The organism is Pseudomonas sputi (genome assembly GCF_021603585.1).
GTDB lineage: Bacteria > Pseudomonadota > Gammaproteobacteria > Pseudomonadales > Pseudomonadaceae > Aquipseudomonas > Aquipseudomonas sputi.
The window spans coordinates 104,260-117,834 of record NZ_BQHI01000003.1 but is presented as its reverse complement, the minus strand read 5'-3'; the positions used below and the strand labels follow the sequence as shown (position 1 = coordinate 117,834).

Sequence of the window (13,575 nt, the reverse complement as noted above, 5' to 3'; positions counted from 1 at the left end):
TCAGTGCAAGGCCCATGCAGCGACCGGGCTGGCGAGCAGGCTCAACCCGGCCATGGCCAATGCCAGGCGCGGGCGATAGGGCAACAACAGCACCAGCGTCAGCGCACTGAGCATCAACACCGCGCACCAGTCGACCAGACCGAAACTCCAGCCCTTCCTGGCAATCGCCGCCCACAGCGACACCCCCAGCAACAGCCAGCCCGAAAGTTTCAAACCCTGCCGACGGCGGGCCGAAGGCTTTTGACCCAGCAGCTCTTCGTGATGCCGAGGCATCGCCAGACACAGCGCCGTAAAAGCGCAATAACAGAGCAACAGCGGCAGCAGCATTCAGTTCGCCCCTTGCTCAAGGGTGATCGGCCGGGCGTTTTCGCGGGCTGTTTTTTTCACGCTGACGGTGTGTCCGGCGCGCCGCATTTTCCGCGCCGCCCAGGCGAGGAAGAGGCCGCTGCCCAGACACGTCAGGTCGAAACCGGCCAAGGCCCAGTCACCTTCGGGCACTGTCACGCCGAGGTGGTAAGAAGAGGTCAAGCCATTAAGAACCGGCACCGCGACAAACAGCGTGGCACCCAGTGACAACTGTTCGACCCAGGCCTTGCGCCCCGGACGCCACATTGCGTGCACCACACTCAAACCCCAGGCGATGAAGAACCCGTTCACCTCCCAAGCGGCACGCCCGGCCAGATTCACCGGCAGCAGACGATTGGCCCAGAAGAACACGGCGACCGCCGCCACCAGTCCGGCCATGCTGGCAATGTTCAGCACTTCCACCAGCCGCAATTCGAACGGCATCACACCGCTTTTGGCGTGTTTGAGCTGGCGCTTGCCGAGCCAGATCACCAGACCGGTGCCGATCATCGCCGTGCCCGCCAGACCGCAGATGAAATACAGCCAACGCAACACCGGCCCGGCAAAGTGCCCCATGTGCAAGCCGTAGAAACTGCCGGCAATCGCCATTGCCATCGGCTGTTCCGGCGGGGTGCCGATGATTTGCCCGCTGACGCCATTGAAGGTCACCGCGCTGCCGGCATCGTTCACCACCCGGTCGGAACCCGCGCGGGACATCACCACCGAGGCGTTGGCATCGCCCGGATTGTTCACGCTGATACGCCCGACACGCCCGCCCGACCACTGCTCGCTGGCTGTCAGCAACAGGGGCGCCAGCGGTGCCAGTGTCGCCGGTTGACGGGCAGGCTCAGGAACATTGGAGGCGGGAAACACCTCGTCGTAAAACGCCCGGACGTTGTTGCCGTACGAAGCCAGAATGCTTGCCGGCATCACCATCGACATGAAGATCACCAGACTGCTGTAGGTGATCATCAGATGAAACGGCAGCACCAGCACGCCTACCGCGTTGTGGCCGTCGAGCCACGAACGCTGGCCCTTGCGCGGACGGAAGGTGAAGAAGTCCTTGAAGATTTTCTTGTGGGTGATGATCCCGGTGATCAAGGCGACGAACATCACCATTGCGGCGATGGTCGAGAGCCAGCGGCCCCACGGATAAGGCATTTGCAACTGGAAATGGAAGCGGTAGAAGAACTCGCCGCCCAGGCTTTCCCGGGCCTGCACTTCGGCGCCGGTTTGTGCGTCGAGGGTCTTGCTGATGAACTGACCGCGCTCGCCAGGCTTGGCCGGGGCCTGTTGCCAACGCACGCCCAGGCCAGGGTCGCGGGCATCAGGCAGGTCGATCAACCAGCGTGAAGCGCCGGCCGCGTGCTGTTGCAGGTAAGTTTGCGCCAGGGTCAGGCTGGCCTCGGCATTCAACGGGCGGGCGGGGATTTCCGGCTGCATCCAGTGACTGATTTCGTCCTTGAAATAGGCCAGGGTTCCAGTCAGGAAAATCGCGAACAACAGCCAGCCGAAGACCAGCCCGATCCAAGTGTGCAGCCAGGCCATCGCCTGCCGGAAACCCTCTTTCATGCCAGACCCAGACCGCGTGCAGCTCCGGAAACGGTGGCCAGAATCACGCTCGGCACCAGCAGACCGACCCACGCCGACCACGCCGTGCGACAGGCAAAACACCAGAGCACCGCCACCAGATAGACCAGAAACGAAACGGTCATGCCGGTCACCACCGCCTCGGCGCGGCTCAGTGGCAGCCACAGCGTCAGCGCGACACTGGCCAGCGCCGCGACCAGATAGCCGCCGAACACCGCCGCGAGCACTCGCGAAGTGACGGCCAGACGATAGGACATGGGAAGTGTGGCGAGTTTGGCTTTCATGTTTCGACCCTGAAACGGTTAACGCTCGGCCAACACGCCGAACGACAGGCGAGCAATATTAATGATAAATATTCTCATACGCAAAAGAGTCTGATTGCCGGCCACCACTTGCAACCCTACAATGCGAACCATTCTTGTTCTCTAACGCATCCCATATGCGCCCGGAGTAATGCCGTTGTCGTCTGTCCATCCCGTCGAATCGCTCTATCAGGCCCACCACAGCTGGCTCACCGGCTGGCTGCGGCGCAAGCTCGGCTGCCCGGACAGCGCCGCCGACCTGGCCCAGGACACCTTCATCCGGGTACTGACCGCTCGCGAACCGCCAGTGATCATTGAACCGCGCGCATTCCTCACCACCTTGGCCAAGCGCGTGCTGTTCAATCATTACCGCCGCCAGGATCTGGAGCGCGCCTACCTCGACACCCTCGCGCAGATGCCGGAAATGGTCGCGCTTTCGGAGGAAGAGAAAGCGATCATCCTGCAAACCCTGATGGAGCTGGATCAGTTGCTTGATGGCCTGCCGCGCACCGTCAAACGGGCATTTCTGCTGGCGCAGGTCGATGGCCTGACCTATCCGCAGATCGCCGCCGAACTGGGCATTTCGGTGGCCACGGTCAAACGTCATCTGAACAAGGCGGCGATGCGCTGCTACTTCGCCCTGTGAACCCGCCGATGGATTTTTCCGCGCAGGTCGCCGAACAGGCGGTGCACTGGTTGCTGGAAATGCAGCAGGGCCCGCTGAACCCGCGCCAGCAACAGGCCTGGCAGCAATGGATCGACGCCCACAGCGAACACCGCCGGGCGTGGGAGCACATTCAACGGGTCAACTCGCGGCTGCGCGGATTGTCGTCGCCACTGGCCCACGCCGCGTTGAATGCGCCAACGTCCGGCAGTCGACGTCAGGCCCTGATATTGTTGCTGATTCTCGGCGCGGGCTCGGCGGTCACCTGGGGCATACGCGAGCACAATCCGTTGCCGTCGCTGCTGGCCGATTACCGCAGCTCCGTCGGTCAACGACGCAAGATTTCGCTTGGCGCCGGCGGCCAGTTGCAGCTCAACACCGCCAGCGCGGCGGATGTCCGGGGCGATGGCCTGATCCGCCTGCTCGAAGGCGAAATGCTGCTCACCGCCACCCGGTCTTTCGAAGTGCAAACCGCCCAAGGCCTGCTGAAAACCCAGGGCGCACGGATCAACCTGCGGCAGTTTGCCGACCGTACGCAAGTTGCATTGTTTGAAGGCCGGGTCGAACTGAACGCACAAGGTCGCGCGCCAATGCTGCTGCCGGTCGCCCGACAACTGAGTTTCAGCACCGCCGGTGTCAGTGCTGCAAAACCGCTGGACGCCAACAGCGGCGCCTGGGCGGATGGAATGCTGGTGGCCGCGCACATGCGCCTGGGCGACTTCCTCGATGAACTCGGCCGCTACCGTCGCGGGCAGCTCCATTGCGATGCGAAGGTCGCTGACCTGCTGATCTCCGGAACTTATCCACTGGACGACAGCGAGCGGATTCTCGACCTGCTGGAAATCAGCCTGCCGGTAAAAGTGAAGCGTTTTACTCGTTACTGGGTGACGGTCGAAGCCAAGGCTTGATCAGCCGTAAAAATAAATGAGCCGTTTTTCAGATCTGGCGTGACAGAGAAGGAAAGCCCCCTTGATTCAACCTTCTCAGGACCGACCTCCATGCACCCCACCCGCCTCACACCGCTGGCCCGAACCCTGCGCAACCTCGTCCTCGGCGCCAGCCTGAGCTTCAGTGCCCTGCCCTTTGCGCTGGCCGCCGAAACCAAGGCTTATCACATTGCCCCGTCGTCGCTGGAAAACGCGCTGAACCAGTTCGGCCGTGAAGCCGGTGTGCTGATTTCGTTCGGCTCGCAAATCACCAGCGGTGTGCAAAGCCGTGGTCTGGAGGGCAACTACACAGCGGAGCAAGGTCTGAATGCACTGCTTGAAGGCACCGGCCTGCAAGCCCGCGCCGAGGGTGGCAATGCCTTCAGCCTGCAACCGTCGAACGACGGCGCCCTGGAGCTGGACACCTCGAAAGTGGTCGGCGACTGGCTCGGTGAGGCGGCGCAGGTCAACGTCTTCGAACATCCCGGTGCCCGTGACGTGATTCGTCGCGAAGAGTTCGAACGCCAGGGCGCGACCCAGGCCCGCGATGTGCTCAACCGCATTCCCGGGGTCAACGCCCCGGAAAACAACGGCACCGGCAGCCACGACATGGCGCTGAACTTCGGCATTCGCGGCCTCAACCCGCGTCTGGCCGCACGTTCGACGGTGTTGATGGATGGCATCCCGGTGCCGTTCGCGCCTTATGGCCAGCCGCAGTTGTCGTTCGCGCCGATCAGCATGGGCAACATGGATGCGGTGGACGTGGTGCGTGGTGGCGGCGCCGTGCGTTACGGTCCGCAAAACGTCGGTGGCGTGGTCAACTTCGTGACCCGAGCGATTCCTGACGAGCCGACCGTAAAAGGCGGATTCCAGACCGAAACCAGCCCATCGTCGAGCCATGACGGCTTCAAGACCAGCGCCAACCTGCTGGCCGGCGGCACCCATGCCAATGGCCTGGGCGGCGCGTTGCTGTACTCCGGCACTCGCGGTGGCGACTGGCGTGAGCACAGCGATACAGAAATCGACGACCTGATCCTCAAGGGCAAATACCAGCTCGACGACGCCAACAGCTTCAACGCCATGGCCCAGTATTACGAAGGCAAGGCCGACATGCCTGGCGGCCTGAATGTCGCCGATTACGATGCCGATCCGTATCAGTCGACCCGGCCGAAAGACCAGTTCTGGGGCCGTCGCACGATGTTCAATGTCGGCTATCGCTATCAGGAAGATCGCCGCGAATTCACCGCCAATACCTTCTTCACCAAGACCCTGCGCAGCGGTTATCTGGACCAGGGCACCTTCCTCTCGCTGTCGCCGCGCGAATATTGGGTTCGCGGTCTGGAAACCCGCTTTGCCCAGGGCTTCGACCTCGGCGCCACCAGCCATGAAGTCGGCGTCGGGTATCGCTACATCAACGAAGCCGGCCACGAACTGCGCTATCGCACGCCGATCAGCAGCAACGAGTATCCGACCACCAACAGCCGCAATGACCGCGACACCCGTGGCGGCACCGAGGCCAATGCGTTTTTCGTCGATGACCGGATCGACATCGGCAAGTGGACCATTACGCCGGGCGTGCGCTACGAGATGATCGAATCGCAACAGACCAACAACCTGACCAACGTCAAATACAAGGGCGACTACAACACCGCGCTGCCGGCGCTGAACGTGCTGTATCACCTGACCGACCGCTGGAACCTGTACGCCAACACCGAAGGCTCCTTCGGCAGCGTGCAATACAGTCAGATGCCCAACCGCGTGAGCAGCGGCGAAGTGAAACCGGAGAAGGCCCGCACCTGGGAAGTCGGCACCCGCTACGACAACGGTGCACTGCGCGCGGAAATCGGTGCGTTCCTGATCAACTTCGACAACCAGTACGAAAGCAACCAGACCAACGATTCGGTGATCGCCCGTGGCGAAACCCGGCATCAGGGCATCGAAACCAGCGTCAATTACGCGCTCGACGATTTGAGCCCGGCGCTGGCCGGCTTCGATGTCTACGCCACCTACGCCTATGTCGACGCGACCATCCGCGAAGACGGGCCGAACAAGGGCAATCGTGTGCCGTTCTCGTCGAAACACAAAGGCACGATCGGCGTCGGTTATACCGAAGGCCCGTGGAAACTCAACCTGGACAGCAGCTTCCAGAGCGACCAGTTCGCCGACAACGCCAACACCTCGAAAGAAAGCGCCGACGGCAGCACCGGCAAGATCCCCGGCTACATGCTGTTCAGCAGCCGCGCCGGTTATGATTTCGGCCCGCAACTGTCGGATCTGAACGTGGCGGTGGGGGTAAAGAACATCTTCAATACCCAGTACTTCACCCGCTCGTTCGATGACAACAACAAGGGCAAGTATGTGGGTGAACCGCGCACGGTGTATGTGCAGACTTCAGTGGCTTTCTGACTCTGCTGAAAACAGAAAGGGCCTGCACTTGCAGGCCCTTTCTCATTGGGTGGCTTGGAAAATCAGCGCATCAACTGTTGATCGCTGCCTGTTCGTTCTCGTCAAACTCTTCCGCCAACAGTTTGTCGCTGGCTTTGCTGAATGGCACCACAGCGGCTCGCGGTTTGCCGCGCAGTTTGCCAAACAGATGCTCCAGCGCGTGCTCCAGTTTCTCGGCGGCGCCATCGATCGCCTGCTCCAGCGAATCGGCTTTGTGGGTGACGGAAATCGGTTGATGGCCTTTTGGCCGCGCTTCCAGCTGGCAGCGCAAATCATGAGGACCTGGTTTGTCACCGTTCTCGTCGCTCAGATGGACTTCGACACGGGTCAGGTCTTCCTCATAACGGTCGAGCGTGCTCTCAATGGTGGTGCGTACCCACTCCTCCAGTCGTTTGCTGCTTTGAATATGGTTGTCGCTGTTGACTTGGATTTGCATAGTTCATCCCTTATTTCAGCTAGCTCGCAAGAGGCCTGGAACAGGATTTCGTGACCCCTTGATTACAACAATCGGCCCGCCGGACGAACATTTCAACCCCTTAAAAAAGATAAATATTCATTCGCAAAAAAAGCCGGACAACCGAGTAAGGCGCTGGTAAGGTCGGGAGTTGGGTCGCCCCGCCACTCCGAAAAACCTGCTCACAATTGGCCATCACCCAACGGGTGCAAGCTGCGAAAGATCCCCGCCTCTTCCACCAGCCAGTCATGCACCGCCCGCACGCCCGGATGGCTCAGCGCCCCCGGCGCATAGAGCAAGACATAACGCTTGTGATTGGGCACCGAAATCCCGAACGGCACGATCAGCGTCCCCCGCTCCAGCTCGTCGTTGAGCAACGTGCGCCGGGCAATCGCCACGCCCATGCCGGCAATCGCCGCTTCGATGGTCAGGTGGTTGCGATTGAACGTGTGCCCGCGCCGCACATCCGCGCCCTCGAAACCGATGGCATTGAGATAAAACTCCCACTCCGCATATTCATAGCTGCCGCGCCAGGCGGTGATGTCGTGCAGCAGCGGAAAATGCACCAGATCCGCCGGCCCGTGCAGCGGCGGCCGTCCACGCAACAGGCCCGGCGCGCACACCGGGAAAATCTGCTCGTCAAGCAAGGCTGTGGATAACAGTCCCGGATAACTGCCGTCGTTCAGGTCGATGGCCAGGTCGAAATCCCCTTCATGCAACGGCACGCTGCTGTCCTCGGCCACCAGCCGCAACTGGATGTCCGGGTAACGCTGTTGCAGGCGTGGCAGGCGCGGGGTCAGCCACTTGCTGAGGAACGACGGAATCGAACGAACCCGCAGAATCCCGCTGATCATCCCCGCATCCAGGCGACGCAATTCCGCGTCGATGCTGCCGTAAGCCTCGTTGACCGTGATCGCCAGTCGCTGCCCCTCCGCACTCAACTCCACGCCCCGCGCACGGCGGTGAAACAGGCGAAAACCCAGCCGCTCTTCCAACTGTCGGATTTGCTGACTCACCGCTCCCGGCGTGATGTGCAGTTCCTCGGCACAGCGGGTGAATGACAGGTGCCGCGCGGCACAGGAAAACACCTGCAGCCAGACGTAAGTCTGGGCATGCAATTGACGGCTCATGGTTTAGTCCTGCTAAAGGCTTACTTAGGAAGTTTCGTTAGTCACGTTGAAGCGAGGTAGGCAGTATCGCCGACATTGCGCTTGTCCTACAAAAAATGGCAGCGATTCCTACTCCATTGCTTGTAAGGGTTTAGCATGGCTATCAGTGTTTTCGATCTATTCAAAGTCGGCATCGGTCCCTCCAGCTCCCACACGGTAGGCCCGATGCGCGCCGCCGCGACCTTCGCCCGAGCCCTGATCGATCAGCATTTGCTGAACGATGTGCAGCGGGTGGAAATCCGTTTGTACGGCTCGCTTTCGGCCACCGGCGTCGGCCATGCCACTGACCGCGCAACGGTCATGGGGCTGATGGGTGAATGGCCGGACAGCATCGATCCGTCGACCATCGAGCCACGCATCCAGCAACTGCGCGAGACCGGCCAGCTCTCTCTGGCCGGCAAACGTTCGATTGCCTTCAACTGGCAGTACGATCTCCTGCTGCTGGACGAGAGCTTGCCCTACCACCCCAACGCCATGTCGCTGACAGCCTTCGGTGCATCCGGCCCATTGTTCGAGCAGACGTACTACTCGGTCGGCGGCGGTTTCATCATCGAAGCGGCCGAAGCCGAATCCGGTGCAGCGCCGGCCGGCGACGTCGCGTTGCCCTACGAATTCTCCAGCGCCGTCGAACTGCTGGCGCTGTGCAAGCAGCACAACCTGCGGGTGTCCGAACTGATGATGGCCAACGAACGGGCCTGGCGCAGCGACGCCGAGATCCGTCAGGGCCTGTTGCACATCTGGTCGGTGATGCGCGAGTGCGTCGAGCAGGGCCTGCGTCACGAAGGCATCCTGCCCGGCGGTCTGAATGTTCCCCGTCGTGCGGCGAAATTGCACCGCAGCCTGCTGGAAATCGGCAAGCCGAACGTCATCAGCTCGACCCTGTCGGCGATGGAGTGGGTCAACCTGTTCGCCCTCGCCGTCAACGAAGAAAACGCCGCCGGCGGGCGCATGGTGACCGCGCCGACCAACGGCGCTGCCGGGATCATCCCGGCCGTCCTGCACTACTACATGAAATTCAATCCGGACGCGTCGGACGATGACGTGGTCGCGTTCTTTCTGGGCGCGGCAGCGGTCGGCATCCTGTGCAAGAAAAACGCTTCGATTTCCGGCGCCGAAGTCGGCTGCCAGGGCGAGGTCGGTTCGGCCTGTGCGATGGCCGCTGCGGGTCTGGCCGATGTGCTCGGCGCCACGCCTGAGCAACTGGAAAACGCCGCCGAAATCGGCCTGGAACACAACCTCGGCCTGACCTGCGACCCGGTCGGCGGCCTCGTGCAAGTGCCGTGCATCGAGCGCAACGCCATCGCTGCGGTGAAGGCGATCAACGCCACGCAAATGGCCCTGCGCGGCGACGGCAAACACTTCATTTCCCTCGACCGGGTGATCCGCACCATGCGCGATACCGGCGCCGACATGCATGACAAATACAAAGAGACTTCACGGGGCGGCCTGGCCGTGAGCTGGGTGGAGTGCTGAGGAGCGCTCCCTGACCGCCCGTAACACGTGAGCCCGAGCAAGAATAATAACGAGGCAAAAACGATGACCGATGTACGTACACCTGCTGCCGAAAATCCTGCTGCAGATCGCACACGCAACAACGAAACCGCCCACAAGGGCTGGAGCAAATTCGACACCACCTGGATGCTCGGCCTGTATGGCACCGCCATCGGCGCCGGCACCTTGTTCCTGCCAATCAACGCCGGTGTCGGCGGCTTCTGGCCGTTGCTGATCCTGGCGTTGCTGGCCTTCCCGATGACCTTCTTCGCGCACCGGGGCCTGACCCGCTTCGTGCTGTCGGGCCGCTGCGGTGACATCACCGAAGTGGTGGAAGAACACTTCGGCATCGGCGCCGGCAAGCTGATCACGCTGCTCTACTTCTTCGCGATCTTCCCGATCCTGCTGGTGTACAGCGTGGCGCTGACCAACACCCTGAGCAGCTTCCTCGAACACCAGTTGCACATCGCCCCGCCGCCGCGCGCGGTGCTGTCGCTGGCGCTGATCCTCGGTCTGATGGCCATCGTCCGTTGCGGTCAGAGCGTGATCGTCAAAGCCATGAGCGTGCTGGTGTATCCGTTCGTGGCCGCGCTGTTGCTGCTCGGCATCAGCCTGATTCCGAACTGGAACGGCGCGTTCTTCGCCAGTGCTCAAGAACCGATGGAAATGTCGGTGTTCCTCAAGACCCTGTGGCTGGCGATTCCGGTGATGGTGTTCTCGTTCAACCATTCGCCGATCATCTCCGCGTTCGCCGTCGAGCAGAAACAACGCTACGGCGAACAGGCCGAACGCAAGAGCAGCGGCATCCTTGCCATGGCCCACGGCATGATGGTGGTGACCGTGATGTTCTTCTGCTTCAGCTGCGTGCTGGCGCTGTCGCCGGCGGACCTGGCAGCGGCCAAGGCGCAGAACATCTCGATCCTGTCGTACCTGGCCAACCACTTCCAGACCCCGGTCATTGCTTACGCTGCGCCGCTGATTGCACTGGTGGCGATCACCAAGTCCTTCCTCGGCCACTACATCGGTGCCAGCGAAGGCTTCCAGGGCATGATCGTCAAAAGCCTGCGCAGCCGTGGTCGGGTGATGTCGGCGAGCTGGCTGAACCGTGCGACCGCGCTGTTCATGATCCTCAGCTGCTGGGCCGTGGCAACGTTCAACCCGAGCATCCTCGGCATGATCGAAACCCTCGGCGGGCCGGTGATTGCCTGCCTGCTGTTCCTGATGCCGATGTACGCGATCCGCCGCGTGCCAGCTTTGCGCCAGTATTCGGGCCAGGCGTCCAACGTGTTCGTGGTGCTGATCGGCCTGATTGCACTGTCAGCGATCATCTACTCGGTTCTGCCCTGAAACGGGCCGCCAATGAAGAAGGCGAACCACGGGCTCGCCTTCTTTTTTGGCCGGTTTCATTGTTCGACAATATTCCCGGCATGTCCCTTGCTACATCGCTGAAGAAGACAGGACCACGGAAAGGCCGATGGTCAGGTTTGGCGAACCAACCCGATCAAGGCCGGTCAACAACTGCACGTTCAATCAGGCGGTGACGCATCATGGACAATCCTTTTCAGATCATTACCGATGCTTTCGCGCCGGACTATCAGATCAATCTGAGCATTCAGGGGCTCGACGGCAGCATCATGCTGACCCTCTCCAACAGCGGGCGGATCGTCGCCAAACGGATGATCAGCGCCGAACAGCGCAATGATCCCAAGCGCCTCAAACGCCTGGTGCAAAGCATTCAGTTCGGCATCGCCATCGAGCAGGGCCACAGCGCCATGGCGATCCTCGATGCCATGACCCGCGGCGACGGAATCACTCCGCCACCGCGTCAGGTCAAACACCTGCCCGGATCATCTGCCGGCCTTTAGAGTTCGCCCTTCTCCACTTCCGGATGTTCACTGGAACCCGTGCCGATCTTGCGGTGCGGGTTCTCGATTTTCACCGAAGGGAATTGCGACGAGGCGTAACGCACCACCAGGATCGAGAACGCCAGCAGCAGAATTCCGCCGCACAGGTAAATGATGCCCATGTCCGGCGGATTGTGGTGCGAAACGTTGGAGATCAGCAGCCGCGTCAGTGCCGTAATCGCCACGTAGATCAGGAAGCGCACCGGCATGTGGTTGGTCTTGAAATAAATCCCGACCATCGCCCCCAGTTCCAGATAGATGAACAGCAACAGAATGTCATCGATCTTGATGTGCCCTTCCTCGAGCATCCCGAGAAATTCCATCACCGCCGCCCAGGCGGTCACCGCACCAATGGCGAACAGCGCCAGGTAGTGGAAAGTCTCGACGAACAGGTTGCCCAGGGACTCGGCCAGTTGATGCACGTTTTGCCGCAGTTTCTCGGCCCAGTTGATTTTCACGATGAAGGTTCCTTAGCCCGGTTCGAGCGGATGTTGCGCGTTGGACGTGACGGTTATTGCGCACGTACGCAGATGCATGCAGAAAAGAGGCCACGCCATCATGGCGAGCTGCCGCGAAACCCGCGCCGTGGCGTTTGGTCGCACCTGTGCGCAGGCGTCGGGCTGACAAAATACGAATCCGGTCTACATTGAAATGCCACTACCCAAAGCGCAGGGATTCGCTTATCCTTTTCGCTGTATATCGATACAGTAGTCGCAAAGACAACTTAATGTGAAGGCATGTGAGGTGGTGAATGGCCGTCGAAGTGGTATACCGCAGCAGCCGAGATCTGGAGCGCTTGTTCATGGATAAAGCCGAAGCTGACCGTCATGACAAAATGCTCGAACTGGCCGAACTGTTGGCCGAAGTGCTGGAAAAAGCCGTTCCTTCGTTGAGCGAGCAGCAAGTGGAAGAAGTCGGGATCTTCATGGCAAAGAACCGCGATGTGTTCGCCCGGGCGTTCAAGAGCCAGCCTGATGCCCTGTCGGAGCTGATCAACGCACCAACTGCACCGGTTGTGGCAACCGAAACGGCAGACGCGGCTGAACCGGCAGAAGCGCCAGCCAAACCCGCCAAAGTGGCGAAGGCTGCGAAATAAGCGACACTTGAATTGAATAGCCCCTGAGTTGAAAGACTCAGGGGCTTTTTCATGTCCGGGCAAATCTCAGCGGTACAACACTTTCTCGGCCAACTCGTCCGCCACCCGTGCCGGTGAACGCTTTTCCGCCTGGGCATGGGCGAAGACTTCGGTCAATCGCGAACTGATCTTCGACAGGTGCGCTGTGATGGTGGTCAGCTCTTCGCCACGGTGCTTGAGGGAAACGTAGATCAACCCGCCGGCATTGATCACGTAATCCGGCGCATACAGGATGCCGCGCCGTTCCAGTTGATCGGCGACATCCAGGTGCGTCAGCTGATTGTTGGCCGAGCCCGCCACCGCCGAGCACCGCAACTGGGTGACCGTGTGGCTGTTGAGCACCCCGCCGAGACCGCACGGCGCGAGGATGTCGCACGGCGTGCTGAGCAAGGCGTCGTTGGCAATCGGGTGGGCGTTGAGCTGCTCCATCGCCAGTTGCACCTTGCCGTGGTCGATGTCGCTGACCAGCAGTTCGGCACCGGCGGCGTGCAACTGTTCAGCCAGGGCGTAACCGACATTGCCCAGTCCCTGAATCGCCACGCGCAAGCCTTCGAGGTTGTCGCTGCCCAACCGCGCCATGGCCGTGGCGCGAATCCCGGTGAACACCCCCATCGCCGCATGCGGCGCGGGGTCGCCGGCCGAAGTGGTGCTGGTGACATGCTGGGTCTGCTGGGCGATGCAATCCATATCCGCCACAGAGGTGCCACTGTCGATGGCGGTGATGTAGCGACCGTCCAACTGATCGATGCAACGCCCGAAAGCCTCGAACAATGCGGCGCGGTTTTCCACATGGGCCGGCCGCACGATCACGGCCACCCCGCCGCCCTGGGCGAGGCCGGCCAGCGCAGCCTTGTAGCTCATGCCCTGAGCCAGGCGTATGGCGTCCTCGACTGCGGATTCGTCGTTCGGGTAGGCAAGATAACGACACCCGCCCAGGGCGGGCCCAAGGCGACTGTTATGAATGGCAATGACCGCCTTCAATCCGGACACCGGATCAACGCTAAGGTGCAGCGATTCCAGGCGAGTGCTTTGCATGAGAGCGAACATCGGCAGGCTCCCGAATCACTTCTGGTAGACGCCAGTATAGGCTTGCGCCTGAAAATTGCTGAAGCGCGCCGGAATAAGCACCGTCACCCGTCAGAGGGTTGTG

General features: G+C 61.2%; 13 protein-coding genes and 1 pseudogene. 7 read left to right on the top strand and 7 right to left on the bottom strand.

All coding sequences use genetic code 11. The annotated features are described in order from the left end of the window. Genes L6D81_RS05440 through L6D81_RS05430 form a run of 3 tightly spaced genes read right to left on the bottom strand, consistent with a single transcriptional unit; the run spans nucleotide 1 to nucleotide 2,219 of the window. The gene (locus tag L6D81_RS05440) at nucleotides 1-327 is read right to left on the bottom strand and encodes a DUF3325 domain-containing protein (RefSeq protein WP_236178196.1); all 327 of its coding nucleotides are present in this window, start codon (nucleotides 325-327) and stop codon (nucleotides 1-3) included. Next, on the bottom strand, nucleotides 328-1,917 hold the full coding sequence (locus tag L6D81_RS05435) for a PepSY-associated TM helix domain-containing protein (protein ID WP_236178195.1): 1,590 nt from the start codon (nucleotides 1,915-1,917) through the stop codon (nucleotides 328-330). It abuts the gene before it with no gap. Beyond that, nucleotides 1,914-2,219, bottom strand: coding sequence for a DUF3649 domain-containing protein (locus tag L6D81_RS05430; RefSeq protein ID WP_236178194.1), 306 nt, complete (start codon nucleotides 2,217-2,219; stop codon nucleotides 1,914-1,916). Before L6D81_RS05430 ends, L6D81_RS05435 begins: the two co-directional genes overlap by 4 nt. A gap of 169 nt (nucleotides 2,220-2,388) precedes the next feature. Between L6D81_RS05430 and L6D81_RS05425 the strand changes: the two genes are divergently transcribed. From L6D81_RS05425 to fecA, 3 genes are all read left to right on the top strand, one after another. Further along, nucleotides 2,389-2,883, top strand: coding sequence for a sigma-70 family RNA polymerase sigma factor (locus L6D81_RS05425; protein WP_236178193.1), 495 nt, complete (start codon nucleotides 2,389-2,391; stop codon nucleotides 2,881-2,883). Continuing rightward, nucleotides 2,880-3,809 (top strand): DUF4880 domain-containing protein, encoded by a 930-nt coding sequence (locus L6D81_RS05420; protein WP_236178192.1) that lies wholly within the window; start codon nucleotides 2,880-2,882, stop codon nucleotides 3,807-3,809. Before L6D81_RS05425 ends, L6D81_RS05420 begins: the two co-directional genes overlap by 4 nt. Before the next feature lie 90 nt (nucleotides 3,810-3,899). Further along, the gene (gene fecA / locus L6D81_RS05415) at nucleotides 3,900-6,233 is read left to right on the top strand and encodes a TonB-dependent Fe(3+) dicitrate receptor FecA (protein ID WP_236178191.1); all 2,334 of its coding nucleotides are present in this window, start codon (nucleotides 3,900-3,902) and stop codon (nucleotides 6,231-6,233) included. 70 nt (nucleotides 6,234-6,303) lie between these two features. On the opposite strand, the gene L6D81_RS05410 is transcribed toward fecA, so the two are convergent. Together L6D81_RS05410 and L6D81_RS05405 are read right to left on the bottom strand one after the other, a co-directional pair. Continuing rightward, nucleotides 6,304-6,708 carry an HPF/RaiA family ribosome-associated protein gene (locus L6D81_RS05410; RefSeq protein WP_236178190.1) on the bottom strand — a complete coding sequence of 135 codons (405 nt, stop codon included), beginning with the start codon at nucleotides 6,706-6,708 and terminating at the stop codon, nucleotides 6,304-6,306. Nucleotides 6,709-6,908: 200 nt separating this feature from the next. After that, a complete protein-coding gene (locus tag L6D81_RS05405) occupies nucleotides 6,909-7,856 on the bottom strand; it encodes a LysR substrate-binding domain-containing protein (protein ID WP_011332523.1) in 948 nt (315 codons plus the stop codon). Nucleotides 7,857-7,991: 135 nt separating this feature from the next. Here L6D81_RS05405 and L6D81_RS05400 point away from each other — a divergent pair, with 135 nt between their 5' ends. The 3 genes from L6D81_RS05400 to L6D81_RS05390 all read left to right on the top strand — a co-directional run bounded on the left by L6D81_RS05400 (nucleotide 7,992) and on the right by L6D81_RS05390 (nucleotide 11,251). After that, the gene (locus L6D81_RS05400; RefSeq protein ID WP_236178189.1) at nucleotides 7,992-9,368 is read left to right on the top strand and encodes an L-serine ammonia-lyase; all 1,377 of its coding nucleotides are present in this window, start codon (nucleotides 7,992-7,994) and stop codon (nucleotides 9,366-9,368) included. A gap of 63 nt (nucleotides 9,369-9,431) precedes the next feature. Next, on the top strand, nucleotides 9,432-10,733 hold the full coding sequence (locus L6D81_RS05395; protein WP_236178188.1) for an HAAAP family serine/threonine permease: 1,302 nt from the start codon (nucleotides 9,432-9,434) through the stop codon (nucleotides 10,731-10,733). A 200-nt stretch (nucleotides 10,734-10,933) separates the two neighbouring features. Beyond that, entirely contained in the window at nucleotides 10,934-11,251 is a 318-nt protein-coding gene (locus L6D81_RS05390; protein ID WP_236178187.1) for a DUF3509 domain-containing protein, read from the top strand. On the opposite strand, the gene L6D81_RS05385 is transcribed toward L6D81_RS05390, so the two are convergent. Continuing rightward, a complete protein-coding gene (locus L6D81_RS05385) occupies nucleotides 11,248-11,748 on the bottom strand; it encodes a phosphate-starvation-inducible protein PsiE (RefSeq protein ID WP_007957255.1) in 501 nt (166 codons plus the stop codon). The genes L6D81_RS05390 and L6D81_RS05385 overlap by 4 nt on opposite strands. A gap of 293 nt (nucleotides 11,749-12,041) precedes the next feature. On the opposite strand from L6D81_RS05385, the pseudogene L6D81_RS05380 reads away from it, so the two are divergent. Further along, nucleotides 12,042-12,299: pseudogene (locus L6D81_RS05380) on the top strand (YebG family protein); the annotation flags it as partial. 153 nt (nucleotides 12,300-12,452) lie between these two features. Here the strand turns inward: L6D81_RS05380 and L6D81_RS05375 are convergent. Then, nucleotides 12,453-13,472: a Glu/Leu/Phe/Val dehydrogenase family protein gene (locus tag L6D81_RS05375; RefSeq protein ID WP_011332519.1), complete on the bottom strand. Its 1,020-nt coding sequence runs from the start codon at nucleotides 13,470-13,472 to the stop codon at nucleotides 12,453-12,455. Nucleotides 13,473-13,575 lie beyond the last annotated feature (103 nt).